Genomic DNA, 25,075 nt, shown 5'->3' with positions numbered 1-25,075 from the left:
CGGGGCGAAACGGCTCAGAAGCGCACGGGCTCGTCACCGTAACGATTGGGACCTTCGTCGGAGCGCAGGATGCCGAAACCGACGACCAGGATCGTGGGGAGCCAGCCGAACAGGCTCATACCCAGAACCTGCCCGCGCATACCATTCATTGCCATGACCGGGTTGCCGCCGCCGGGGGGCACGGCCATCCTGTCGATCAACCTGCCAGCGTACCACAAGCCGTAGAGCTGGCCGGCGATGGCGAGGGCGAAGGTCGCGAAGGCGATCCAGCCGGGCTTGCCCGAATCCTGCAGCCTGCGCGCGAAGGCCGCCACGAGCAGCAGCCAGAACACGAAGCCCAGCGCCAGTTGCACGTTCATCGTCATGCGCAGCGACGATGCCATGCGGCCCATCAACATGGCCTCGGTCTCGACCTCGGAGGCCCCCCTCGTGGCCGCGTTGATGATCTCACCGAACATCGAGCCGAAAACCGGGATCGCCACCACGAAGCCGAGTATGTACTGCATGATGAACAGGAACAGCACGTAGTACCAGAACGTCTGACGTGCGTCCCGACCCTCGAAATTGACGAGGTGGGCAAGATTGTATTTCACCGCTGCGAGCATGGATCATCTCCCGGCCCTCAATAGGCGCGAGCGATGTATATCCTTTCGATAGCCGGACGTCCCGTAAAAATGCAGGTGCCTTCTACCGGGCGATCGTCCATCGGCACGTTGCGCGCGGTGAGCTTGTGCTCCTTGAGCGTCTTGACCACGCCTTCGAGCTCCTCGCCGGTCGGACGCGCCCACGAGACTTCGGCCCAGCCCGGATAGCGCTTGTCCTCGGCGTAGAACGCCGCGAGCGCATCGAGACTGTCGATGTCGCGCACGATATTGGCGTCGCGGCGAGCGAGCGCCTCCTCGTAGAGCACGGCCTGGAACTGCTCGATCTCGCTGATGACGCGGGTCAGGAACTCGTCCCGGCCGAGCGCCTGGAAATTCGGCTTGCCCGCCTCGTTCCACAGCCGGTCGCGGCGCAGCATGGAGACCTGTCCCGCCGCCGCGTCGCGCCCGCCGATCTCGAGGACGAGCGGGGCGCCCTTCTTCACCCAGGACCAGCGCTTCTGCGTCGCCTTGCCGGGACGCTTGTCGAGCAGCACGCGCACCGGTTCGCCGAGCGCGAACTGCGCCGCTATCGCCGCGCGCAATTCCTCGCAATAGGCGAGCAGCGCCTCGTCCTCGTCGTTGTCGCGCAGCATCGGCAGGATCACGACTTGTTGGGGCGCGATCATCGGGGGGACGCGCAGCCCGTCGTCGTCACCATGCGTCATGATGACGCCGCCGATCATCCGCGTCGAGGTGCCCCAGCTCGTGGTGTGGCAGAACTGCTGGGTGCCCTCGCGGTCCTGGTACTGGATCCCGGCGGCGTGCGCGAAGCCGGTGCCGAGGTAGTGCGAGGTGCCCGCCTGGAGCGCCTTGCCGTCCTGCATCATCGCTTCGATCGAGTAGGTCGCGACCGCGCCGGGAAAGCGCTCGTTCTCCGGCTTCTCCCCGGCGATCACCGGCATCGCCAGTTCGGTCTCGGCGAAATCGCGGTACATCTCGAGCGCGCGCAGCGTTTCGGCCATCGCGTCGTCGCGGTTCGCATGGGCGGTGTGGCCTTCCTGCCAGAGGAACTCGCTGGTGCGCAGGAACATGCGCGTGCGCATCTCCCAGCGCACGACGTTGGCCCACTGGTTGGTGAGCAGCGGCAGGTCGCGCCACGACTGGACCCAGCGCGACATGGCCGATCCGATCACCGTCTCCGAGGTCGGCCGTACGATCAGCGGTTCCTCGAGCCTGGCCTCGGGATCGGGCACCAGACCACCCTCGCCGTCGCCGATCAGGCGATGGTGCGTGACCACCGCCATTTCCTTGGCGAAGCCTTCGACGTGCTCGGCTTCCTTGGCGAAGTAGGAGAGCGGGATGAACAGCGGGAAATAGCAGTTCTGGACGCCGGCGGCCTTGATCCGGTCATCCATCAGGCGCTGGATGCGCTCCCAGATACCATAGCCCCACGGCTTGATCACCATGCAGCCGCGCACGCCGGACTCCTCGGCCATCTCCGCTTCGGAAATGACTTCCTGATACCACTGGGCGAAGTCGTCCTCGCGTTTGATCGAGAGGGCGTGACGGATGGCGGACACGGACAGGCGCTTTCTGAATCGGGGTGGGCTGACGGTTTCGAGGCGGGAAGCGCTGGCGGCTATTTGCCCAGTTCGTCAAGCTTCTTCTGCATCGCCGCCATCTGTTCCTTGAGCGTGGCGAGGTCGCTGCCGCTCTCGTATTCGGCCGGCGCCGTGGCGGGCGTAGCGGACGCCGCGCCACCCTCGCCCTTTTCCGCGCCGGGCATGAACGCGGACGCGGCGACCTTGAACATCGCCATGTTCTGCTCGGCCAGCTTGGCGAGCGGATTGTTGCCGAGGCTGTCCTCGAACGCCTTGTGCAGCTTCACCTGATTGGCGCGGAAATTGTCCATCGACGCCTCGAGGTAGTGCGGGATCAGCGACTGCATCGAATTGCCGTACATGCTGATCAGCTCGCGCAGGAAATTGACCGGCAGCATCTGCTCGCCGTTCGATTCCTCCTCCATGATGATCTGCGTCAGAATGGTATGAGTGATGTCCGCGCCGCTCTTCGCATCGAGCACTTTGTACTCCACGCCCTCGCGCGTCATCTTCGCCAGGTGGTCAAGCGTGATATAGCTCGAAGAGCGGGTATTGTAGAGTCGCCGGTTGGCGTATTTCTTGATAATGACGGTGTCGTCGTCTTTGCCTTTTGCCTCAGCCATCGCATATCCCCATTTGTATAATCGGTGAGTATAGCACCAGCCGTTGCCGCAACGCAACATTGTGCTGCGCAGCAAAGGCGGATTCTCCTCGACTTTCAACGCGCGAAGCGGCTCCCGAGAAGCGTGAGCAATTCGTACTGCGAGAGGCCGCTGGAGGCGGCCGCGCGAGGCAGGTTGTAGGCGATTTCGAGCCAGTCGCCCTCGCCGACCGTCGGCGCGTCGCTGAGGTCGACGATGGTCATGTCCATGCTGACGCGGCCGATCACCGGTACGGTGCCATCGCGCGAACGCATCTCTCCCCGGTTCGACCAACAGCGAAGATATCCGTCGGCATATCCGACCGCGATCGTGCCGATCCGCATGGCGCGAGGCGCGACGAACACCGTGTTATAGCCCACGCCCTCTCCTGCCTCGATTTCGCGCACCTGGATCACCGCCGCCGCCGGCCGCGCCACTTGCCGGATCGCCCCTGACAGCGCGACGCACGGGACGCCTCCGTAGAGCGCGATTCCCGGCCGCGTGAGCTCGCCGTGGAAGCGTTCTCCCAGCACAATGCCCGCGCTGTTGGCGAGCGCGGCACGGCGATGCGGGACATGCACGCGCGCCTGCGCCCAGCGCCGTTGCTGCAGGTCGTTGAGCGGCACGTCCTCGTCGGCCGAGGCGAGGTGCGAGTGCAGGACCTCGATATCGAGCGCGCCCACCGCCTCGTCGCCGATTTCGCTTGCGGCGAGACCGAGGCGGTTCATGCCGGTATCGATCATCAGGTCACAGGCCCCGCCGCCCGCGGCGGTCCAGCGCCGCGCCTGGGCCAGCGAATTGATGACCGGCCGCACGCCCGTTGCCCTGGCGTAGGCGCAGTCGCGATCGGTCATCGGCCCGTGCAGCACGGCGATCGAGGCGGGCTCGACGACGCCGAGTAGGTCCCCGGCCTCGCCCCAGTGCGCGACGAAGAAATCGCGACAGCCTTCGTTCGCGAGCCGTTCCACCACACGGCGCGCGCCGAGGCCGTAGGCATTGGCCTTGACCGCCGCCCCGGCGCGCGCCTCGCCGGACAGGGCATCGAGACCGCGCCAGTTGGCCGCGAGCGCATCGCCGTCGATTTCGAGCCGCAGCGCCGCGGGCGGCGGGTCAGGCGGCATCGTCTTCGAAGTCGCGCGGCGGACCGCCCTTCAGGCCGAAGACGACAACGACCAGGCTGACGGCGACAACCACCCAGGTGTACCAGATCCCGGCATAGGCATCGCCGGTGAGCGCGTTGATGTAGCTGGCGATCAGCGGAAGAAAGCCGCCGAGGTAGCCCGCGCCGATGTGGTAGGGGATCGACATAGAGCTATAGCGGATCTGCGCCGGAAACATCTCGGTCAAAAGCGCGGCGACGCTGCCGTAGGTGAGTGCCGACAGCCCGCCGAGCGAGAGCAGCAGCGCGCCGATGCCAAGCAGCGCCGGAAGGCCCGGATGCTGCACGCCGAAGTCGAAGCCGCGCCGGGTCAGCGCCGCCTCGATGCCCTGCTTGCGCGCTTTGTCGGCGGCCTTGCGGCTCGCCTCGTCGGCGGCGAACCACGCGGGCGCAAGTGCCACGCTTTCGCCGCCGACGGTGAGACCGAGCGCGGAGCCCTGCTCGATCGAGTAGGGCACGCCGCTCGCGGTCAGCGTCTCGAGCAGGCGGCCGCAATCGCTCATGCTGCTGCCCGAAAGGTCGGCGAAGGGATCGGTCGAACAGTCGGCGCCGGACACGACGACCGGCGCCGCCCTGGCGCTCGCCTGGAGGCCCGGATTGGCCAGCGCGCCCATGCCCCAGAATATCGGAAACAGCGCAATGAGCGCGAGGATCGCGCCGAGCACCAAGGGTCGCTTTCGCCCGATCCGGTCCGACCAGTGGCCGACCACCACGTAAAGCCCCATGGAGAGCAGCGCCGCAATGCCGATCACGACCTCGACCGTCGTCGGATCGACGCGCATCGGCCCCTTGAGGAAGGTCAGCGCCGAAAAGAACGCGGTATACCAGATCGTCGTCAGGATGCCGGTGACGCACAGCGCGATGAAGATGCGCTTCTTGTTGCCGGGATAGCTGAAGCTCTCGAGGAAGGGATTGCCCGAGATCTCGCCCTCTTCCTGCATCGCCTTGAAGACCGGGCTTTCCGACAGCTTCAGGCGCATCCACAGCGAGATCGCGAGCAGCGCGAGGCTCAGCAGGAAGGGAACGCGCCAGGCCCACTCGGCGGTCGCCGCTTCGGAGAACACCGCCTGATTGAGCAGAACCACCGCGATCGACAGGACGAAGCCGCCCACGACGCTCGCCTGGATATAGCCGGTGTAGTAGCCGCGCCGGTCTGGCGGCGAGTGCTCGGCGACGTAGATCGCCGCGCCGCCGTATTCGCCGCCGAGCGCCAGGCCCTGCAGGATGCGCAGCACGAGCACGATGAACGGCGCCCACAGTCCGATGGACTCGGCGGTGGGAACCAGTCCGACGCCCGCGGTCGAGATGCCCATCAGCGTGACGGTGACGAGGAAGGTGTACTTGCGCCCGAGCTTGTCGCCCCAGTAACCGAACAGGATCGCGCCGAGCGGGCGGAAGCCGAACCCGACGGCGAAGCCCGCCCATACGAGCAGGAGTTGCAGCGTCGGTCCGACTTGCGGGAAGAAGGCCTTGCCGACGAAGGCCGCGAGCGTCCCGTAGATGAAGAAGTCGTACCACTCGAAGATCGTGCCCGCCGAACTCGCCGCGATGACAAGGCGGATGTCGGACGTGCTCAGGTCCTTGGTGGTGTCGTGCGCAGTGCCTTGTTGCATCGTCGCTCCCTCGCGTCCCCTGCCTCGAGCCTTTAAACGGCTCGTCAGTCGGAGGGAAGCAGCCTGCTTGCCGCCGTCCACGGCAGCATGATCGCGCCGTGGCGTCCCGGATAGGCGGCGGCGGCGTCTATGATTTCGAGCCGGGGCCAGTCGGGGCGTTCGCCCTCGCCGCGCAGCCAGCGCGCGATCGCATCGGCGCTGTCGGCGACCGCTTCGAGCGAGCGTCCCACGGCCGCCCCGGCGAAGATCGCGGCCGCCGCCTGGCCCACCGCGCAGGCCTGGCATTGCATCCCGAGCCGGGCGATGCGGTTCTGGTCGTCGAGATCGACGCCCATGCGCAGCATGCTGCCGCAACTGCGCGAGCGCGCCTCGCCCGCGAGGACGAAGCCGGGTTCGAGCCGCCAGCGCGACAGTTCGGTCGCGAGCATCAGCACGTCGGGGGTGTAGAGGACCGTGGCGCTCATTCCGTCATTCGCCCTTCACGCCGATGGCGTTGTCGGCGCCCTCCCGGCGCTGTTCGGCGATCATCGTTACCATCGCCTCGCTCGCCGCGTTGACGAAGGGATAGGTCCGCGCCCGGGTGATCCAGTCGGGACGCCCCGCAACGCCCCAGACGGTGTCGTACCCGAGCACGAGCACCGAAAAGGCAAGAACGACGATGATCACGCCCTTGACCGCGCCGAACCCGAAGCCGAGCACGCGGTCGACCGGGCCCAGCACCGAGGAGCGGCTGCGCTGGCCCGCCCAGCGCGACAGGAACTTGACCGCAGCGTAGGGCACCAGCAGCAGGATCGCAAAGGCGAGGACGGCGGCGCCGGAGTCCGATCCGAAACCGGGCGCGATCGCGGCAGTCAGGTGCTCGTGGCCATAGCGGATCGCGACGATCGCCAGGAACCAGGCGGCAAGTCCCAGAACTTCCTGAACGAATCCGCGAAAGAACCCGGTAATCGCGCCGAGTCCGACGAAGAGGAATGCGGCAATGTCGAAACCAGCCATTGTCAGGACAACTATGCACTCGCCAATATTCGGTCAACGAGCTTGGGCAGAAGATCGAGGCCGGTGAAGCGCACCCCCTTCTCGACCGCCGACGGCCCGGCCGGACCGAAGGCCTTGCCGAACCCGAGCTTGGCCGCTTCGCGCTGTCTGATCGATGAATGGGCGACGGGGCGCACTTCGCCGGCCAGCGAGATTTCGCCGAACCAGACGCCGTCGCCCGGAAGCGGCTTGTCGGTGAGCGCGGAAACGAGCGCGGCGGCCACCGCCAGATCGGCGGCCGGATCGGCGAGGCGGTAGCCTCCGGCTATGTTGAGGTAGACCTCGGCGCTCGAGAAGTTGAGCCCGCAGCGCGATTCGAGCACGGCGAGGAGCATTGCGAGGCGGCCGTTGTCCCAACCGACGACGGCGCGGCGCGGCGTCGCCCCGCTCTGCAGGCGAACGATCAGCGCCTGGATCTCGACCAGAACCGGGCGCGTCCCTTCCATAGCCGGAAACACCGCGCTGCCGGGCACCGGCTCCTCGCGGCCCGAAAGGAACAGCGTGGAGGGATTGGCGACTTCCTGCAAGCCGGCTCCTTCCATCGCGAAGACGCCGATTTCGTCGACCGGCCCGAAGCGGTTCTTGATGCTGCGCAGGATTCGGTACTGGTGGCTGCGTTCGCCTTCGAAGCTCATCACCACGTCGACCATGTGTTCGAGCACGCGCGGTCCCGCGATCGTGCCGTCCTTCGTGACGTGACCGACGAGCACCAGCGTCGTGCCGTTCTCCTTGGCGTAGCGGATCAGTTCGAAGGCGCAGCCGCGCACCTGGCTGACGGTTCCGGGCGCGCCCTCGATCTGGTCCGAATGCATCGTCTGGATCGAATCGATCACCAGCAGCGCGGGCGCCTCCATGCTCCCCAATGTCGTCAGGATATCGCGCACCGAGGTCGCGGCGGCGAGACGGATCGGCGCGTCGGAAAGCCCGAGCCGCTCGGCGCGCATCCGCACTTGCCCGGCGGCTTCCTCGCCGCTGACATAGACCGCGTCGGCGCCGCTCTTGGCGACATGCGCGGCGGCCTGAAGCAGTAGCGTCGACTTGCCGATGCCGGGATCGCCGCCCATCAGGATCGCCGATCCGGGCACCAGCCCGCCGCCGAGAGCGCGGTCGAATTCGGCGAGCCCGCTGGTGCGCCGCTCGAGCTTTTCGCCGGGCGCGTCGAGCGGTTCGAAGGCGATCGGACGGCCTCCGCTCGACAAGTCGTGCTTGGCCGAAAAGACCGTCTGCGGCGCGTCCTCGACGAGCGAATTCCATTCGCCGCAATCGCCGCACTGGCCTTGCCAGCGGGTGCTCACGCCGCCGCAGGCCTGGCATACATATCGCCGTTTCGGTTTCGCCATGGGCGCGTTCCTAACCGGAACATTGCACGAACGCAATTGCCAGCGGCGGACAGATGCGCCAAGAATCGCGGATGCGCCAGAAGGAACTGAGGATCGCACTCGTCTGCTACGGCGGCATCAGCCTCGCGGTTTACATGCACGGCGTCACCAAGGAATTGTGGAAGGTGCTGCGCGCGAGCCGGGCGAGCTGGTCGGGCGGAAATCCCGGTGGCGGGGTCGAGCAAGTCTACAACCGCCTGTTCGAGACGCTGCGGGACGAGCACGGCCTGCGCCTGCGAGTGATGACCGACATCGTCGCGGGGGCGAGCGCCGGGGGCATCAATTCGGTGTTCCTCGCCCAGGCGATCCATTCGGGCGAGTCGCTCGAACCGCTGACCGAGCTGTGGCTGTCGAAAGCAGATGTCGACGTGCTGCTCGATCCGGACGCGCGGCCGGTCTCGCGCGCGGCCAAGTTCTGGGCGACGCCTCTCGTCTCCTATCTGCTCAATCGCCCCGGCAATGAAGTGTCGCGCAGCGTGGCGCCCGAAACCGCGGCGGAGGTGCGCGAAAAGCTCTCGCGGCTGATCCGATCGCGCTGGTTCGAGCCGCCGTTCAGCGGCATCGGCTTTTCGCGCCTCATCTTCGAAGCGCTCGAGGCGATGGCGGCAAGCCCCGAGGGCCCGCCGCTTCTGCCGCCCGGTCATCCGCTCGACCTGTTCGCCACCGCGACCGATTTTTCCGGGCAATTGCAGCCGCTGTATCTCCACAGCCCGCCGCTGGTGCTCGAAAGCGAACATCGCCTGACGATCGGCTTTCGCGCGCACGTGCCCCCCGAGGCGGGACGGCGGCTCGCGCCTCCGTTCGAACTCGTGCTCGCCGCGCGCGCCACCGCGAGCTTTCCCGGCGCGTTCCCGCCGCTGATGCTCGCCGAGATCGATCGTCTCGCCGAGGAGACCGGCAAGGGCTGGCCGACCAGAACCTCGTTCCTCAAGCGGACGATGCCCGAGCACGTCCGCGTCGGCGATGTCGATGCGATCGCGCTGATCGACGGATCGGTGCTGGTCAATGCGCCCTTCGGAGACGCGATTTCGGTGTTGCGCGAAAGGCCCGCGCACCGCGAACTCGACCGGCGTTTCGTCTATATCGATCCGGTGCCGGCCGATACCGACCCCGACCGCTCGTCCCGCGCGGAAGCGCCGGGGTTCTTCACCACGATCTTCGGTTCACTTTCGGCGATCCCGCGCGAGCAGCCGATCCGCGACAACCTCGAGGCGCTCGAAAAACGCTCGCGCGAAACGGCAACGCTGCGCGCGGTGATCGACGCCGTACGGCCCGAAGTCGAGGACGCGGTGGAAAAGCTGTTCGGCCGCACGCTGTTTTTCGATCGGCCCACGCCCAAGCGCCTCGCGAACTGGCGCGCCAAGTCGCAGCAGGCCGCGTGGGAGCAGGCCGGTTTCGCCTATCACGGCTATTCGCAACTCAAGTACATGGCGATCGTCGAGAGCATGGGACGAGAGGTCGCGCAGGCGTTCGCGTCCGACAGCGATCTGTCGTGGCAGACGATCGTCGCGAGGCTCCACGCCTACTTCGCCGGGCGCGGGCTCGACCGCATGTCCTCGCTGCGTGGCGGCGCCTCGAGCGAGGCGATCACCTTCTTCCGCTCGTTCGACATCGATTTCCGCGTGCGCCGGTTGCGTCTCCTTGCACGGCAGGTAACGCACGAGCGCGAGGACGACGACGAAGCGGACGAGGCGATGCGCGATCACACCCGCGACGTAATCTTCGACGCGCTGTCGCTCTACATCGACCGGCAATCGACGGCGGTTCTGGGCGACGATTTCGCGCTGCTGGCGCGCGATGTCATGACCGACACGGGCGCGGTGACGGCGCGGATCGCCGAGCGGCGCGCGCTCGCGGAGGCCGACGGCCAGGTCGATGCGATGCTGTCCGACGTGCTCGGCGAACTTCCGGCGAGTTTTCGCCGCCGCTTGCTGCTCGGCTATCTCGGCTTCCCGTTCTACGACACGGTGACGATGCCGCTCCTGCGCGGCGACACGATGAACGAGTTCAACCCGGTCAAGGTCGACCGGATATCGCCCGACGATTGCTCGGCGATCCGCTCGGGCGGCGCCAAGGCGACGTTGCGGGGGATCGAATTCCACAACTTCGGTGCCTTCTTCAGCCGCGCCTATCGCGAGAACGACTATCTGTGGGGACGGCTTCACGGCGCGGAGCGGATGATCGACCTGATCACCTCGATGCTCGACGACGCGGAGGGGCCCGAACACGACCGCGCGTTCGACCGCTTCCGCCACGATGCGTTCCTGGCGATCCTCGACGAGGAGGAAGACCGCCTCACAGCCGATCCCGCGCTGATCGGCGCGATCCGCGAGGAAGTGCTGGCAATGCGGCGCTGAGCCGGCCTATTCGGTCAAGTCGCTCCAGGCGTCCTTGATGCGCTCGAAGAAACCCTTCGACTGCGGGCATTCGTCGCCGGTCTCGGTTTCCTGCAATTCGCGCAGCAGTTCCTTCTGACGGCTCGAGAGCTTGGTCGGCGTCTCCACCGTGATCTCGATGACGAGGTCGCCGCGGCCGCGGCCCTGCAGCACCGGCATGCCTTGCCCGCGCTTGCGCAACTGCTTGCCGGACTGGATGCCGGCGGGGATTTCGAGCGCGATGCGTTCGCCGTCGATGCCGGGGATCTCGATCGAACCACCCAGCGCGGCGGTGGTGAAGGTGATCGGCACACGCGTGATCAGCGTGGTCCCTTCGCGTTCGAACACCGCATGGCGCTTGACGTGGATGAAGATGTAGAGATCGCCCGGAGGCGACCCGAACGGCCCGGCCTCGCCCTTCCCGGTCACGCGGATGCGCGTGCCCGAATCGACGCCCGCCGGGACATTGACCTCGAGCTGCTGGGGCTGGTCGACCCGTCCCTCGCCGCGACACGCGCGGCATGGCGTTTCGATCACCTCGCCACGCCCATGACAGGTCGGGCAGGTGCGTTCGACCACGAAAAAGCCCTGCTGCGCCCGGACCTTGCCGTGGCCGCCGCACATGTTGCAGCGCCGCGTGCCGGTGCCCGGCTCGGCCCCCGACCCGCCGCAAGGGTCACAGGTCTGTGAGACCTCGATGTTCAGCTCGGCGCGCTTGCCGTGGAACGCGTCGTCGAGCGAGACTTCGAGGTCATAGCGCAAGTCGGCGCCGCGCCGCGCCTGCTGGCGCCCGCCGCCGCCAAAGGCGCTGCCGAAGATCGATTCGAAGATGTCTCCGATATCGCTGAACTCGGCGCCGCCCCCGCCCCCGCCGGGACCGCCCTGCTGGAAGGCGGCGTGGCCGAAGCGATCGTAGGCGGCCCGCTTCTGCGGGTCCTTGAGGCACTCGTAAGCCTGGCTGATCGCCTTGAACTTGGCTTCCGAATCCTGACAGCCGGGATTGCGATCGGGATGGTAGCGCATCGCCAGCCGGCGATAAGACGACTTGATCGTCTTGTCGTCAGCGGTGCGATCCACCTCGAGCAGCTCGTAGAAATCTATTTCAGCAGCGGACAATGTCTTCACCCATTATGACAACCTAGCCGCCGCCGGCGCGTAACGCACCGGGGCGGCCGCGGTTTTCATCAGGTCGATCAGTTCTTGCTGTCGTCGACTTCGGAGAACTCGGCATCGACGACATCCTCGTCGCCGCCCGAGGTGCCCGCCGCTTCGCCTTCCGGCGATCCGGCCGCGGCCTGCTCCTTCTCGTAGATGGCCTGACCCATCTTCATCGCGACTTCGGTCAGGGCCTGCGACTTGGCGGTGATCTCGGCGCTGTCCTCGCTCTCGAGCGCGGTCTTGGTCGCGGCGATCGCGGCCTCGACCTCGGACTTGAGCGATGCGTCGATCTTCTCGCCATGCTCGGCAAGCTGCTGCTCGGTGGCATGGACGAGGCTGTCGGCGTTGTTCCTGGCCTCGGCCGCCTCGCGCCGCTTCTTGTCTTCATCGGCGAACTTCTCGGCATCCTTGACCATCTGGTCGATGTCGGTTTCCGAAAGACCGCCCGAAGCCTGGATGCGGATCTGCTGCTCCTTGCCGGTGCCCTTGTCCTTGGCCGAGACGTTGACGATGCCGTTGGCGTCGATGTCGAAGGTCACCTCGATCTGCGGCACGCCGCGTCGCGCCGGCGGAATGCCGACGAGGTCGAACTGGCCGAGCAGCTTGTTGTCCTGCGCCATTTCGCGCTCGCCCTGGAACACGCGGATCGTCACCGCCTGCTGGTTGTCCTCGGCGGTCGAGTAGACCTGGCTCTTCTTCGTCGGGATCGTGGTGTTGCGGTCGATCATCTTGGTCATGATGCCGCCCAGCGTCTCGATGCCCAGCGAAAGCGGGGTCACGTCGAGCAGCAGCACGTCCTTGACGTCGCCCTGAAGCACGCCCGCCTGGATCGCCGCGCCCATGGCGACGACTTCGTCCGGGTTCACGCCGGTGTGCGGCTCCTTGCCGAAGAAGTCCTTCACCGTCTCACGGACCTTGGGCATGCGGGTCATGCCGCCCACGAGCACGACTTCGTCGATCTCGCCGGCCGAAACGCCCGCGTCGGCGAGCGCCTTCTTGCAGGGCTCGATCGTGCGCTTGATCAGGTCGGCGACCATCTTTTCGAGGTCGGCGCGAGTCACGGTCTCGACGAGGTGCAGCGGCGTGGTGCTGCCGCCTTCCATGCGCGCGGTGATGAAGGGCAGGTTGATCTCGGTCGAAGCGGTGCTCGACAGCTCGATCTTGGCCTTCTCGGCCGCTTCCTTGAGGCGCTGCAGGGCAAGCTTGTCGCTGCGAAGGTCCATGTTCTCCTTCGCCTTGAACTTGTCCGCGAGCCATTCAACCAGCTTGGTGTCGAAGTCCTCGCCGCCCAGGAAGGTGTCGCCGTTGGTCGACTTCACCTCGAACACGCCATCGCCGATCTCGAGGATCGAGATGTCGAAGGTGCCGCCGCCGAGGTCGTAGACCGCGATGGTCTTGCCGTCGTTCTTCTCGAGGCCATAGGCGAGCGCGGCCGCGGTCGGCTCGTTGATGATGCGCAGCACTTCGAGGCCCGCGATCTGGCCGGCGTCCTTGGTCGCCTGGCGCTGGGCGTCGTTGAAGTAGGCGGGCACGGTGATCACGGCCTGCGAGACGGATTCGCCGAGATAGCTCTCGGCGGTTTCCTTCATCTTCTGCAGGATGAACGCGCTGATCTGCGAGGGGCTGTAATCCTCGCCCCCGGCGTTGACCCAGGCGTCGCCGTTCTTGCCCTTGGCGATCGTGTAAGGGACGAGTTCCATGTCCTTCTTGGTCATGGGATCGTCGAAGCGGCGGCCGATGAGGCGCTTCACCGCGAAAATCGTGTTGTCCGGATTCGTGACCGCCTGGCGCTTGGCCGGCTGGCCGATCAGACGCTCGCCGTCCTTCGTAAAGGCGACGATCGAAGGCGTCGTGCGCGCGCCTTCCGCGTTCTCGATGACCTTGGGCTTGCCGCCGTCCATGACGGCCACGCAGCTATTGGTCGTGCCGAGGTCGATACCGATTACTTTTGCCATTATCCCCATTCCTCACGTCAGTTGGTGACACCGCGCGGATCGCCTCCCGCAACTCGGCAAGGCGGCTTGGCGGCTCGATGACGTTCCAAGTCGTCGAGGGGCGATATAGGTGTGGTTTTGCTTGGCACAAGAGCCGCCTGACGGCATTACACACGCCAATTTCCGGCAATGCAGAAGAGAGGATTTCCGACATGATCCGGTCCGGCACAGGCTCCGCGCTTATTCTTGCCGCCGCGCTTGCGGCGCTTGGCGCGTGTCAGGAGGCCAAGAGCCCCGAACCGGCCGAGAGCGGAGCCTTCACCGCCGAGCCCGACGCCAAGCCCGGCCTTTCGGCAAGCGAGGGCCGCCTGGTTCTGCCGGCGGTTCCGGGCCGCCCCGGCGTCGTCTATTTCAGCCTTCACAACGGCAGCGGCAAGCCGACCTCGATCGCCGCGATCCACATCGACGGGGTCGGCAAGACGGAGATGCACCGGACCGAAGGCGGCCAGATGGCGTCGGTCGAGACGGTCCCGGTCGCTGCCGGTGGTGACGTCACCTTCGCGCCCGGCGGCCTGCATGTCATGGCCTTCGACATCGGCGAGGCGCTGGCGGCGGGCGGCACGACCGAAATGACGATCACCTTCGAGGGCGGCGACAAGCTTTCGGTGCCGGTCCCGATCGAAGCGATGGGCTCGGGGATGTCCGGCGGCATGGCGGGCATGGACCATGAGGGCGAGCACTGAGCCGGCCCGCAACCGTCCACGCTTGCCCCGCAGGCGGCGAACGGCCGCTGACGCCGGGCGAAACCGAATTGCTGCGCTCGGTTTTCGGCGAGGCGATTGACTATGCGCCGGTGCGGATGAAGCGACGGCGCTGGTTTCCCTTTCAGCCGGTGAGCACGCTGATGGCGCCGACCGGGCATGTCCACTTCCACCCGCGCACCGAGCTTTACTGCGACGATTTCAGCAAGGCCTCGATCAGCCGTCAGGGACTGTTCGTCCACGAGATGACTCACGTCTGGCAGTCCCAGCAGCGCGGCCGCTGGTATCTGCCGGTCATGCGCCACCCTTTCTGCCGCTATGACTATGCGCTGCGGCCGGGCTGGCGGCTCGAACGTTACGGCATCGAGCAGCAGGCCGAGATCGTGCGGCACGTCTTCCTGCTCGATCGGGGGCTGCACCTGCCCGGCGCGCCGCCGCGCGGAAGCTATCGCGGCATCATCCCGTTCGGGCCGCCGCGCTGACCGTGCCGTGCTGACGAGGAGCCGCCCCAACAGGAAAGGCGCGCCCCGCCGGCCGGCAAGGACGCGCCTCTGAAATACTGACCGTAACGGCCAGGCGTTATCAGCAGTCGCGATCGTAGTAGCGGTCGCCGCGACGGTCGTAGCGGTAGCAGCCGCCATACTTGTCCTTCTTGACCTGCGAGCCGACCGCGGCACCCGCCGCGGCGCCGATCGCCGCGCCGGTGCCGACATCGCCACCCGTCACCGCGCCAACACCCGCGCCGAGCGCGCCGCCGGCAAGGGCGCCTTCGCCCGAATAGTTGCTCGCACAGCCACCCAGCGCGAGGGCTCCGGCGGCGAGTGTGGGAACGATGAGCTTACGCATTGAAAATCTCCGTCGAATCAGGTGGCTCTCTCCCCGGCGGAACGCTTCGATCCAGCAGATTGTTCCAGATGCGATGCATCGTTCGTCTTTCCCCCGGGGCGAGACGTCGCGCGATTTACGGTTTACGAACAATTATAGGCCCATTCTCCCGGACGATCATGAACGCCGTTTCCACCATCAAGCCTTCGCCGCCGGGACCGGGAATCGACGCGTTCCACCGCGCGCGAAGCCGCTGCCTCGATGCTTTCGCCGGAGCGGAGGCGGCGGTCGTCATGATCATGGCGCGAACCGGCGAGAGCAACCTGACCGTGCCGCTGGGCGCGAAAGTGGAAGCGCTCGCGAAGCTCAAGCCGGACCCGACCTACTCGAATAACGCCAAGAAGACGGTCGATGGAGAGCTCGAGAAGTTGCGGCCGCTGCTCTGCGTCCGCGCCGACATCGTGCATGCCCGGATGGAAATCGTCACGATCGACGGGGACGTGCATGCTCGGTTCGCGAACGCGGCCGTGCTTTGGCACCCCTATCCCACGTTCCGGTTGCTCAACTACAGGCAGTTCGGCGAGCTGACGGCGACGGTCGAGGCCATCGCCGCCAAGCTCAGGGACGTCGCCTCTGTCAGTCGGGCTTCTTCGCCACCGCGACCATCGCCGGGCGCAGCAGGCGGTCCTTGATCATGTAGCCCGCCTGCAGTTCCTGGACGACGGTTCCCGGTTCGGCATCGGCTGAGGGGACTTCGAGCATCGCCTGGTGCTGGTTCGGATCGAGCGGCAGGCCCATCGCGGCGATGCGGCTGATGCCGTGCGTGCCGAACACCTTGTCGATCTCGCGTCCCGTCGCCTCGATCCCGGCGACGAGGCCCTTCATCTTCTCGTCCTCGCGCATCTCGTCGGGAATCGCGGTCAGCGCCCGGGAGAGATTGTCGGCGACCGAGAGGATATCACGCGCGAAGCCGGTCGCGGCATAGGTGCGCGCATCGGCGATGTCCTTCTCGAGGCGGCGACGCACGTTCTGCGTTTCGGCGCGTGCGTAGAGCACGTCCTGCTTCGTTTTCTCGAGTTCTTCCTTGAGGCGCTCGAGCTCGCCGCCGATCTCGGCGGTGGTGGTTTCCTCGATGAGATCCTCGGGGACGCCCTTCAATTCCTCGGCGACCGCCGGATCGTCCTGCGGCTGCGTCTTGTTTTCGGTCATTTCCTGCGAATTCCAGCTATCCAATGAGCTTGCCCAGGCTCTGGGCGGTGTAGTCCACCATGGGGACGACTCGCGCATAATTCAACCGCGTCGGCCCGATAACCCCCACCACGCCGACGACGCTGCCGTTGCGGTCGTGGAACGGCGAGGCGATCACCGACGAGCCCGAAAGCGCGAAGAGGCGGTTCTCCGATCCGATGAATATCCGCGCCGAACGGGCCTCGCGCGCGAGGTCGAGCAGTTCCGCGATCGACTGCTTGCTTTCGAGATCCTCGATCAGCGAGCGTACGCGCTCGATGTCTGAAATCGCCGATTCGTCGAGCAGGTTGGCCTGCCCGCGCACGATCAGCACGGGGCGATTGGCCGCGTCCTCGCTCCACACCGCGAGGCCGCGCGCGACGAGATCGCTGCTCGCCGAGTCCAGCGCCGAGCGGCCCGAGGTGAGATCCGCGTGCATCGCCCGCGCGGCCTCGACCAGCGTCTTGCCGGAAAGATGGGCGGTGATGTAGTTCGAGGCTTCCTCGAGCGCGCCGGAACGCGGCGGGCCGGAGAGTTCGACGATCCGGTTTTCCACCGACCCGTCCGACCCGACCAGCACCGCGAGCACCCGGTTGTCCGAGATCGGCACGAGCGAGAGCTGCGAGATGCGCGATTCGCGCCGGGGCACCATCACGACGCCCGCGCAGGCCGAAAGATCGGACAGGATCGCGCTGGTCGCTTCGAGCGCCGCCTCGATGGGGCCGGGCTCCGACAGGCGGCTTTCGATGACCGCGCGCTCTTCCTTGGTGGGCTCGGCCACCTGCATCATTCCATCGACGAAGAGTCGGAGGCCGGACTCGGTCGGCATCCGCCCGGCGCTGGTATGCGGCGCCGCGAGCAGGCCGATACGTTCAAGGTCCGCGAGCACGGAGCGGATCGAGGCGGGCGAAAGATTGAGCCCGCCCCCGCCCGCGAGCGCCTTCGAGCCGACCGGCTGCCCAGTGCTGAGATAGCCCTCGACCACGAGCCGGAAGACTTCGCGAGCGCGATCGTTGAGGTCTGAAATCGGGAGGCTCGCCATGCCCGCCAATTTAAGCATCGGTCTTGCAGCCTCAAGAGCAATGCGCGAAGGAGCCGCGCGACATCCACAACGAGTATTGCCCATGCGACCTTCCGGCCGCGCGCCTGACGAAATGCGCGCCATCGAAATCCAGACCGGCTTCACCAAGCACGCCGAGGGATCGGTGCTGATCTCCTTCGGCGAAACGCGCGTGCTCGTCACCGCGTCCGTCGAGGAGAAGGTACCGCCTTTCCTGCGCGGCAAGGGCGAAGGCTGGGTTACCGCGGAATACTCGATGCTGCCGCGGGCCACGCATACGCGCGGCAGCCGTGAGGCGGCCAAGGGCAAGCAGTCGGGCCGCACTCAGGAGATCCAGCGCCTGATCGGCCGCTCGCTGCGAGCGGTCTGCGACATGAAGAAGCTGGGCGAACGCCAGATCGTGCTCGACTGCGACGTGATCCAGGCCGACGGCGGCACTCGCACCGCCTCGATTTCTGGCGCATGGATCGCGCTGCGCCTCGCGGTCGACAAGCTGATCGCGGAGGGGAAGATCAAGGACGACCCGCTTTCGGGCCGCGTCGCCGCCATCTCCTGTGGCATCCACGAGGGCACCCCGGTGCTCGATCTCGACTACATCGAGGACAGCTCGGCGGATGCCGATGCCAACTTCGTGCTGATCGAGGGCGGCCTGATCGCCGAGGCGCAGGCCACCGCCGAGGGCGCGCCATACGACGAGGAGAACCTGCTGCGCCTGCTGCGGCTCGCGCGCATCGGCTGCGAGAAGATCTTCGCGGAGCAGGCCAAGGCGGTGGGCCAGTGACACGGCGGCTCGGCGGCGGCAAGCTGGTCATCGCCACGCACAACGCGGGCAAGCTGCGCGAAATCGGCGCCTTGCTCGCGCCCTACGGGATCGAGTGTCTCTCGGCGGGCGCGCTCGGCCTGCCCGAGCCCGCCGAGACCGGCACGACCTTCGTCGAGAACGCGCTGATCAAGGCGCACGCGGCGGCGAAGGCCTCGCAGCTTCCGGCGCTTGCGGACGACAGCGGCCTCTCGGTCGCGGCGCTCGACGGCCGGCCGGGGGTCTACACCGCCGACTGGGCCGAGCGGCAATGGTTCGAGGGGCCGCAGGGGCGCGACTGGTACATGGCGATGGGCAAGGTCGAGGGCATGCTGTGCGAGCTTGGGCCGCAGACCGACCGCTCGTGCTGGTTCTCCTGCGTTCTCGCGATCGCCTGGCCCGAGGGCGACGAGGCGGTCTACGAGGGGCGGATCGACGGCACCTTCTCCTGGCCGCCGCGCGGGACGATGGGCTTCGGCTACGATCCCGTGTTCGTCCCCAGGGGCCGCGACGTCACCTTCGCCGAGCTCGACCCGGCCGAGAAGCAGGCGATGAGCCACCGCGCCGACGCCTTCGCCAAGCTCGTCGCCGCGAATTTCTGACCGCTTCGCCGGGCACGCCGCCGCAGGCCCGCACGGCTTGTCGATCCGCGCCGATTTCCCGCGCGATCTGCGATCGGGCATAAGGCCGCGATGACACGCGAATCGCCGCCCCGGGGCGCCCTCTATATCCACTGGCCGTTCTGCCTGGCGAAGTGCCCCTACTGCGACTTCAACAGCCATGTGCGCGAGAGCGTCGATCATGCGCGCTGGCGCGACGCGCTGATCGCGGACATGCGCCACGAAGCCGCCCTATCGGACGGCGCGCCGCTCGGCTCGGTGTTCTTCGGCGGCGGCACGCCCTCGCTCATGCCCCCTGCCCTCGTCGCCGGACTGCTTGCCGAGGCCGAGCGGCTCTGGGGGTTCGCGCCGGGCATCGAGATCACGCTGGAGGGCAATCCCTCCTCGGTCGAGGCGGCGAACTACGCCGCGCTGGCGAGCGCCGGGGTCAATCGCGTCTCGCTCGGGCTCCAGTCGCTCGATGACGCGGCGCTGCGCTTTCTCGGCCGGGTGCACGACGCCGCCGAAGGACTTGCCGCGCTCGAGGTGGCGCAGCGCCACTTCGCGCGGGTCTCGTTCGATCTGATCTATGCGCTTCCAAGCCAGTCCTCCGCCGACTGGGAAGCCCAGCTCCACCGCGCGCTGGGGTTCGGCACGGGGCACCTTTCGCTTTACCAGCTCACCATCGAGCCGGGGACCCGCTTCGCCACGCTGGCGCGTACGGGCGCGCTCGCGCCGCTCGACGACGATGCCGCCGCCGACCTGTTCGACCTGACCCGCGCGGTCACCGCCGAAGCGGGGCTGCCCGCCTACGAGATCAGCAACCATGCGCGCCCGGGCGAGGAGAGCCGGCACAACCTCACCTACTGGCGCTATCACGACTATTTCGGGATCGGACCCGGCGCGCACGGACGCCGCGGCGGCCTCGCCACGCAGCGCCACCGCAAGCCCGAGAACTGGCTCGAGGCAATCGCCGCGAGTGGCCACGGCACCAGCAAGACGCGACCGCTGCATCCCCGCGAACAGGCCTCCGAAGCCATGCTGATGGGCCTGCGGCTTGCCGAAGGCGTCGATCTCGACCGTCTCGCCCTCCGCCTCGGCGTGGCGTCCACCGCGCTCGTCGACGGGGACAAGGCCGCGTTCTACGCCGCGCGGGGACTGATCTGGCGCGAGGGCTCGCGGCTCGGCGTGACCGGGGCGGGCATGCCGCTGCTCGACGCACTGCTCGGCGAACTGGTCCCCGCCGACCTGCTCGCGGCATGACGCGGGCAGACATTCTCGAAGCCTGGGGCGCGCATCTGGCGCAGGGGCGCCGCCGCAGCCCGCACACGGTGCGCGCTTATGTCGCGACCGCCGCGCGCCTCCTCGATGCGCTGGGCGAGACCGACTGGAACGCGCTGGCCCGGCTCGGTACGGGCGACTTGCGCCGGCAGCTCGCCACCCGGCGCGGCGAGGGGATCGGCAACGTCTCGGCGGCGCGCGAACTGTCCGCGCTCAAGGGCTTCCTTGCCTTCGCGCGCGAACAGGCGGGGCGCGATGCCGAGAGCCGGCCGCGCCTGCGCGGTCCGCGCGTCAAGAAAGGGCTGCCGCGCCCGGTGACGCCCGACGAGGCGGTCAACCTCATGCTCGCGGTTGGCGAGGATGCCAGCGAGCCCTGGATCGGCGCGCGCGACCGGGCGGTGCTGTTCCTGCTCTACGGCGCGGGAATGCGCATTGCCGAGGCGCTTTCGCTCAAGGGCCGCGCACATCCGATCGGCGAGACGCTGGTCGTGACCGGCAAGGGCGGCAAGCAGCGCGCGGTTCCGGTGCTGCCGGTCGTGCGCGAGGCGGTTTCCGACTATGTCACCAAGTGCCCCTGGCCGCTCGAACCCGACAAGGCGCTGTTCCGCGGCGCCAAGGGCGGCGCGTTGTCGCAAGGCATGGTCCAGCGCGCGATGGCGCGGGCGCGGGTGATGCTCGGCCTGCCCGAAAGCGCCACTCCGCATGCGTTGCGACACTCCTTCGCGACGCACCTGCTCGGCGCGGGCGCGGACTTGCGCAGCCTGCAGGAACTGCTGGGTCACGCCAGCCTGGGATCGACGCAGATCTACACCAAGGTGGACGCGGCGACGCTGCTCGACGTCTATCGCAGCGCGCACCCGCGCGAGGCGGACTGATACGCGCGCCTCAGTTCGCCGGGCGCCAGCGGATCACGCGCCACAGATACCAGGCGAGTGCCCCGACCGCGACCGCCACGGTCGCCCAGCCCAGCCACTTCTCGGCCTCGGCGAACTGCCCGCCGAGCCACTCGCCCGCCTTGATCAGCGCGATGTTCCAGATCGCCGAGCCCAGCGCGGTATAGGTGAGGAACTGGACGTGGTTCATGTGCGCGAGGCCTGCAGGGATCGACACGATCGTGCGGAACAGCGGCATGAAACGCATGAGGAATACGACCCACTGGCCGTGCTTGCGGAAGAATCGGCCTGCGCCCTCGACATCCTCCCAGGTCATCGTCAGCCAGCGGCCCCAGCGGTCGATCAGCGGATGCAGCCGCTCATAGCCCAGGCGGTCTCCGGCGAGGAACAGGACGTAGTTGCCCAGCGTCGCGCCGATGGTTCCGGCGATGAGCAAAGGCACGATATCCATGTTGCCGCGTGCCACCGAGATCCCGCCGATGCCCATGATGAGTTCGGACGGGATCGGCGGGAAGATGTTTTCCAGCGCCATCAGGAACGCGATGCCCCAGTAGCCGCCCATCTCGATGAATCGGATGACGAGGCCGTCCATCAGGCGGCCCCGCCGGTCACATCGCGGCGTGGCGCCGCTCGATCGCCTCGAGGATCGCGGCACCCGTGTCGGTGCCGTTGAACTTGTCTATCGCGACGATGCCCGTGGGCGAGGTCACGTTGATTTCGGTAAGCCATTGGCCGCCTATTACGTCGATACCGACGAAAACGAGGCCCCGGGCCTTGAGTTCCGGACCGAGCGTCGAACAGATCTCCTCTTCGCGTGAAGTGAGCGTTGCCGCCTCGGCATAGCCCCCGACCGCGAGGTTGGAACGGAACTCGCCCTCGCCCGGCTTGCGGTTGATCGCGCCGGCAAATTCGCCGTCGACCAGCACGATGCGCTTGTCGCCCTCGGAGACCGAGGGAAGGAAGGGCTGGACCATGAACGGCTCGGGCCAGACCTGACCGAACAGTTCGGTCAGCGCGCCGAGGTTCGATCCGTCGGCGGGCACGCGAAACACCGCCTTGCCGCCGTTGCCGTGGAGCGGCTTGACCACGAGTTCGCCGGGATGCGCGGCATGGAATCGGCGCACGTCATCGATCCTTCGGGCAATGAAGGTCGGCGGCATGAACTGCGCGAAATCGAGCACGAAGACCTTCTCCGGCGCATTGCGCACCGAGACCGGGTCGTTGACCACCAGCGTGCGTCCGGCAAGCCGTTCGAGCAGGTGCGTGCCGGTTATGTAGCCCAGGTCGAACGGAGGGTCCTGTCGCATCAGCACCACGTCGATGTCGTGCGCGAGATCGACGATGCGGTAGTCGCCACGCGTGAAGTGGTCGCCCTCCTCGCGCTGCAGAGTCACGGGCGCGGCCCAGGCGGTGAGCGCGCCTGCCGCCCCGATCGAGGTGTCGTAGGCGAGCGAGCGGACGTCGTAGTGAAACACCTCGTGCCCGCGTGCCTGCGCCGCGAGCATCAGCGCGAACGAGGAATCGCCGGCGATATTGATCGTTTCCAGTGGGTCCATCTGGACCGCGATGCGTAATTTCATCTCAATTCCCGTCCGAGGGTTTCGCCCGAGGGCCGCTTAATCGGATTCGCGCGAGATCGCGATAGCTTTCGGGTCGGACAGTCACCGAGTCCGCCGACCCATGCGTCCTTCCTCGCGGCCCGCCCCGCCGCGTGTCCCCCCGCGCATGAGTCATGCGCCGAATTGAGACGCGTTCTCGATGCGGCGTGGCCAGCGCCCCGGCGACAGCAGCAGGACATCGATCCTGACACTGTCGCCGGGCCTGGCATAGCGGGCCGCGATCACCTCCACCGCCGATTCCACCCGCCGCAAGCGCCGCGAATCGATCGCCAGGTCGCGCGAGGTCGGGTCGCGGCGCCACTTGACCTCAACGAAGCAAACGGTGCGTCCGCGCCGCACCACAAGATCGACTTCGCCGCGCGGCGTGCGCACCCGGCGGCCGAGCACGCGCCAGCCCTGAAGACGCAGGAACCATGCCGCCAGCGTCTCGCCGCGCCGCCCCCGCGCTTCGGCCCGGCGCCGCGCCTTGGTCATTTGAGGTCGAGCGCCCGGGCGTAGAGCGTCTTGCGCTCGAGCCCCGTCGCCTTCGCCACCGAGGCGGCGGCCTGCGACGGTTTCGCCTCCGCCAGCGCCGCGCGCAGCAAGGCGTCGACGTCGACCTCGGCCGAAGGCTGGTCGGACGGAGGGGCGACCAGCAGCACGATCTCGCCCTTGGGCGGATGCGCCTCGTAATGCGCGATCAGGTCGGCAGGCGGGCCCTTGCGGCACTCCTCGAACTTCTTGGTCAATTCGCGCGCCACCACGACGTCCCGACCAGGCAAGACCTCTGCGATCGCCGCGAGCGCGGCGAGCAGGCGCGGCGCGGTCTCGTAGAAAATCAGCGTCGCCGGCACCCCGCCGAGTTCGGCCAGCACGTCGCCGCGCGCCTTGGCTTTCACCGGGAGGAATCCGGCAAAGAGGAACCGGTCGTTGGGCAGCCCCGAGAGCGTGAGCGCCAGCACCGCCGCGCTCGGCCCCGGAATGCCGGTGACGTAGATCCCGGCCTCGCGCGCCGCCCGCACCAGGCGGTAGCCGGGGTCGGAGACCAGCGGGGTCCCCGCGTCGCTGACCAGGGCGACCGGCGCGCCGCGCATCGTCTCGAGCAAACGGTCGCGGTCGGCCGGCGAGGCGTGATCGTCATAGCGCACCATCCTCGCGTCGATGCCGAGATGATGCAGCAGGCGGCCCGTCACACGCGTGTCCTCGCATGCAACTATCGATACCTGCTGCAAAATCTCCACGGCCCGGCGCGTGATGTCGCCAAGATTGCCAAGAGGGGTTGCCACCAAGTAGAGGCCCGGCGAAAGGTGCTCGTCCATGGCCTCATGCCATGGCGCATTTTGACTGGGAGCGGCAAGTGATGTTCGGAAAGCGGCTTGAACGGCGCAAGCTGATGGCGGTAGGCGCGCTTGCCCTGCTGGGCGCCTGTAGCGTGATCCCCAAGTCCGGCCCGGTCGATCGGGCACCGCCGCCCGCGCCGACGCCCCCCCCGACCGATCTGCCCACCGATACCGAGCGCCACCGCGTCGCCCTGCTCGTGCCGCTGAGCGGCGCGAACGCGGCGGTCGGCCAGTCACTGGCCAACGCCGCGACGATGGCGGTGCTCGATACCAACGCGCAGAACCTGCGCGTCACGACCTACGACACCAGCGCCAATCCCGGCGAGGCCGCGCGGCGCGCGGTTTCCGACGGCAACAAGCTGATCCTCGGCCCGCTGCTTTCGAGCGACATTCCCGCCGTGGTCGCCGCGGCGCGCCCGGCCGACGTGCCGCTGATCTCGTTCTCCAACGACGAAACCGCTTCGGCGCGCGACGTGTTCATCATGGGCAACTTGCCGGGCCAGTCGGTCGCCCGCACGATCGACTACGCGATCGGCACGGGCGTTCGTGCCTTCGGCGCGCTCGTGCCGCGCGGCGAATACGGCCAGCGCGCTTCCGACGCGCTGATGGCCTCGGTCCGCGCCGGCGGGGGCAGCGTGGTGGCGATGGAGGCCTACGACCGATCCAACACCTCGATCGTCAGCGCCGCCAAGCGGCTCGCCGAAAAGGGCGGCTACGGCGGCGTGCTGATCGCCGACGGGGGCAGCCTCGCCGCGCGCGCCGCCCCCCAGCTCAAGCCTGCCGGAGAAGCCGGCCCGCGCATTCTCGGCACCGAGCTGTGGAGCGGCGAAAAGGACGTCGCCGCCTCGCCGGCGCTGCGCGGCGCCTGGTTCGCGGCGGTCAGCGACCAGAACTTCGCCCGTTTCACCAAGAGCTATCGCTCGCGCTTCGGCGCGCAGCCCTACCGCATCGCGACGCTCGGCTACGACGCCGTGCTGCTTTCGCTGCGGGTGGCGAAGAGCTGGAAGCCCGGAACGGTATTCCCGGTGCGCAGCCTGCTCGATCCCGGCGGGTTCCTCGGCCTCGACGGGCCGTTCCGCTTTTCCCGCGACGGCAAGATCGAGCGCGCCTTCGAAGTGCGCGAGGTGACAGCGGGCGGAACCACCGTCGTCAGTCCCGCTCCCGCCAAGTTCGGCCGCTGAGGATAAGCGAAAACCCGCGCTTGCACGGCGGA

General features: G+C 67.6%; 26 protein-coding genes. 9 read left to right on the top strand and 17 right to left on the bottom strand.

Annotated elements, in window-relative coordinates; all coding sequences use genetic code 11:
• Positions 1-14: 14 nt before the first annotated feature.
• The 8 genes from B2G71_RS18180 to radA all read right to left on the bottom strand — a co-directional run bounded on the left by B2G71_RS18180 (position 15) and on the right by radA (position 7,973).
• Positions 15-605 carry a DUF805 domain-containing protein gene (locus B2G71_RS18180; RefSeq protein WP_098108134.1) on the bottom strand — a complete coding sequence of 197 codons (591 nt, stop codon included), beginning with the start codon at positions 603-605 and terminating at the stop codon, positions 15-17.
• Positions 606-622: 17 nt separating this feature from the next.
• Positions 623-2,164, bottom strand: a complete 1,542-nt coding sequence (locus B2G71_RS18175) for an aminoacyl--tRNA ligase-related protein (protein ID WP_098108133.1) — start codon at positions 2,162-2,164, stop codon at positions 623-625.
• A 59-nt stretch (positions 2,165-2,223) separates the two neighbouring features.
• Entirely contained in the window at positions 2,224-2,808 is a 585-nt protein-coding gene (phaR, locus tag B2G71_RS18170; protein WP_098108132.1) for a polyhydroxyalkanoate synthesis repressor PhaR, read from the bottom strand.
• Between the two features lie 95 nt (positions 2,809-2,903).
• Positions 2,904-3,947 carry an alanine racemase gene (gene alr, locus B2G71_RS18165; protein ID WP_098108131.1) on the bottom strand — a complete coding sequence of 348 codons (1,044 nt, stop codon included), beginning with the start codon at positions 3,945-3,947 and terminating at the stop codon, positions 2,904-2,906.
• Complete coding sequence (locus tag B2G71_RS18160; RefSeq protein WP_098108130.1) at positions 3,937-5,598, bottom strand: MFS transporter; 1,662 nt, start codon at positions 5,596-5,598, stop codon at positions 3,937-3,939. The genes alr and B2G71_RS18160 overlap by 11 nt, the downstream gene beginning before the upstream one ends.
• A gap of 44 nt (positions 5,599-5,642) precedes the next feature.
• Positions 5,643-6,062, bottom strand: a complete 420-nt coding sequence (locus tag B2G71_RS18155; RefSeq protein ID WP_098108129.1) for an iron-sulfur cluster assembly scaffold protein — start codon at positions 6,060-6,062, stop codon at positions 5,643-5,645.
• Positions 6,063-6,066: 4 nt separating this feature from the next.
• A complete protein-coding gene (locus B2G71_RS18150) occupies positions 6,067-6,594 on the bottom strand; it encodes a CvpA family protein (protein WP_098108128.1) in 528 nt (175 codons plus the stop codon).
• Between the two features lie 11 nt (positions 6,595-6,605).
• The gene (gene radA, locus B2G71_RS18145; protein WP_098108127.1) at positions 6,606-7,973 is read right to left on the bottom strand and encodes a DNA repair protein RadA; all 1,368 of its coding nucleotides are present in this window, start codon (positions 7,971-7,973) and stop codon (positions 6,606-6,608) included.
• A 71-nt stretch (positions 7,974-8,044) separates the two neighbouring features.
• On the opposite strand from radA, the gene B2G71_RS18140 reads away from it, so the two are divergent.
• Positions 8,045-10,369, top strand: a complete 2,325-nt coding sequence (locus B2G71_RS18140) for a patatin-like protein (RefSeq protein WP_098108186.1) — start codon at positions 8,045-8,047, stop codon at positions 10,367-10,369.
• Positions 10,370-10,375: 6 nt separating this feature from the next.
• Here the strand turns inward: B2G71_RS18140 and dnaJ are convergent, their stop codons facing one another.
• Both dnaJ and dnaK read right to left on the bottom strand, forming a co-directional pair.
• On the bottom strand, positions 10,376-11,503 hold the full coding sequence (dnaJ, locus tag B2G71_RS18135; protein WP_098108126.1) for a molecular chaperone DnaJ: 1,128 nt from the start codon (positions 11,501-11,503) through the stop codon (positions 10,376-10,378).
• Between the two features lie 77 nt (positions 11,504-11,580).
• Positions 11,581-13,500, bottom strand: coding sequence for a molecular chaperone DnaK (gene dnaK / locus B2G71_RS18130; RefSeq protein WP_098108125.1), 1,920 nt, complete (start codon positions 13,498-13,500; stop codon positions 11,581-11,583).
• A 191-nt stretch (positions 13,501-13,691) separates the two neighbouring features.
• Between dnaK and B2G71_RS18125 the strand changes: the two genes are divergently transcribed.
• Together B2G71_RS18125 and B2G71_RS18120 are read left to right on the top strand one after the other, a co-directional pair.
• A complete protein-coding gene (locus B2G71_RS18125; protein WP_098108124.1) occupies positions 13,692-14,222 on the top strand; it encodes a copper chaperone PCu(A)C in 531 nt (176 codons plus the stop codon).
• Positions 14,223-14,290: 68 nt separating this feature from the next.
• The gene (locus tag B2G71_RS18120; RefSeq protein ID WP_240530217.1) at positions 14,291-14,722 is read left to right on the top strand and encodes a vgr related protein; all 432 of its coding nucleotides are present in this window, start codon (positions 14,291-14,293) and stop codon (positions 14,720-14,722) included.
• Positions 14,723-14,822: 100 nt separating this feature from the next.
• On the opposite strand, the gene B2G71_RS18115 is transcribed toward B2G71_RS18120, so the two are convergent.
• The gene (locus B2G71_RS18115; RefSeq protein WP_098108122.1) at positions 14,823-15,086 is read right to left on the bottom strand and encodes a glycine zipper domain-containing protein; all 264 of its coding nucleotides are present in this window, start codon (positions 15,084-15,086) and stop codon (positions 14,823-14,825) included.
• Positions 15,087-15,145: 59 nt separating this feature from the next.
• Here B2G71_RS18115 and B2G71_RS18110 point away from each other — a divergent pair, with 59 nt between their 5' ends.
• The gene (locus tag B2G71_RS18110) at positions 15,146-15,757 is read left to right on the top strand and encodes a hypothetical protein (protein WP_168176407.1); all 612 of its coding nucleotides are present in this window, start codon (positions 15,146-15,148) and stop codon (positions 15,755-15,757) included.
• Here B2G71_RS18110 and grpE read toward each other — a convergent pair.
• Entirely contained in the window at positions 15,702-16,274 is a 573-nt protein-coding gene (gene grpE, locus B2G71_RS18105; RefSeq protein WP_098108120.1) for a nucleotide exchange factor GrpE, read from the bottom strand. The two genes, B2G71_RS18110 and grpE, sit on opposite strands and share 56 nt — an antisense overlap.
• A gap of 16 nt (positions 16,275-16,290) precedes the next feature.
• Entirely contained in the window at positions 16,291-17,334 is a 1,044-nt protein-coding gene (gene hrcA, locus B2G71_RS18100) for a heat-inducible transcriptional repressor HrcA (protein WP_098108119.1), read from the bottom strand.
• 82 nt (positions 17,335-17,416) lie between these two features.
• Here hrcA and rph point away from each other — a divergent pair, with 82 nt between their 5' ends.
• From rph to B2G71_RS18080, 4 genes are all read left to right on the top strand, one after another.
• Entirely contained in the window at positions 17,417-18,133 is a 717-nt protein-coding gene (rph, locus tag B2G71_RS18095) for a ribonuclease PH (protein ID WP_098108118.1), read from the top strand.
• Positions 18,130-18,753 carry an RdgB/HAM1 family non-canonical purine NTP pyrophosphatase gene (rdgB, locus tag B2G71_RS18090; RefSeq protein WP_098108117.1) on the top strand — a complete coding sequence of 208 codons (624 nt, stop codon included), beginning with the start codon at positions 18,130-18,132 and terminating at the stop codon, positions 18,751-18,753. Before rph ends, rdgB begins: the two co-directional genes overlap by 4 nt.
• Before the next feature lie 90 nt (positions 18,754-18,843).
• Positions 18,844-20,013 carry a radical SAM family heme chaperone HemW gene (hemW, locus tag B2G71_RS18085; protein WP_098108116.1) on the top strand — a complete coding sequence of 390 codons (1,170 nt, stop codon included), beginning with the start codon at positions 18,844-18,846 and terminating at the stop codon, positions 20,011-20,013.
• Positions 20,010-20,906: a tyrosine recombinase XerC gene (locus B2G71_RS18080; RefSeq protein WP_098108115.1), complete on the top strand. Its 897-nt coding sequence runs from the start codon at positions 20,010-20,012 to the stop codon at positions 20,904-20,906. Before hemW ends, B2G71_RS18080 begins: the two co-directional genes overlap by 4 nt.
• A 10-nt stretch (positions 20,907-20,916) precedes the next feature.
• Here the strand turns inward: B2G71_RS18080 and B2G71_RS18075 are convergent, their stop codons facing one another.
• The 4 genes from B2G71_RS18075 to rsmI form a co-directional block, all read right to left on the bottom strand.
• Positions 20,917-21,516 carry a DedA family protein gene (locus B2G71_RS18075; RefSeq protein ID WP_098108114.1) on the bottom strand — a complete coding sequence of 200 codons (600 nt, stop codon included), beginning with the start codon at positions 21,514-21,516 and terminating at the stop codon, positions 20,917-20,919.
• Between the two features lie 16 nt (positions 21,517-21,532).
• A complete protein-coding gene (gene gshB, locus B2G71_RS18070; protein ID WP_098108113.1) occupies positions 21,533-22,504 on the bottom strand; it encodes a glutathione synthase in 972 nt (323 codons plus the stop codon).
• A 150-nt stretch (positions 22,505-22,654) separates the two neighbouring features.
• Entirely contained in the window at positions 22,655-23,017 is a 363-nt protein-coding gene (locus B2G71_RS18065) for a YraN family protein (RefSeq protein ID WP_098108112.1), read from the bottom strand.
• A complete protein-coding gene (gene rsmI / locus B2G71_RS18060; protein WP_098108111.1) occupies positions 23,014-23,841 on the bottom strand; it encodes a 16S rRNA (cytidine(1402)-2'-O)-methyltransferase in 828 nt (275 codons plus the stop codon). Before rsmI ends, B2G71_RS18065 begins: the two co-directional genes overlap by 4 nt.
• An 11-nt stretch (positions 23,842-23,852) precedes the next feature.
• Between rsmI and B2G71_RS18055 the strand changes: the two genes are divergently transcribed.
• The gene (locus B2G71_RS18055; protein WP_240530216.1) at positions 23,853-25,043 is read left to right on the top strand and encodes a penicillin-binding protein activator; all 1,191 of its coding nucleotides are present in this window, start codon (positions 23,853-23,855) and stop codon (positions 25,041-25,043) included.
• The last annotated feature ends 32 nt before the right edge of the window (positions 25,044-25,075 follow it).

Source organism: Novosphingobium sp. PC22D (genome assembly GCF_002556635.1).
Classification (GTDB): Bacteria; Pseudomonadota; Alphaproteobacteria; order Sphingomonadales; family Sphingomonadaceae; genus Novosphingobium.
This window is presented reverse-complemented; position numbering and strand designations above follow the sequence as displayed.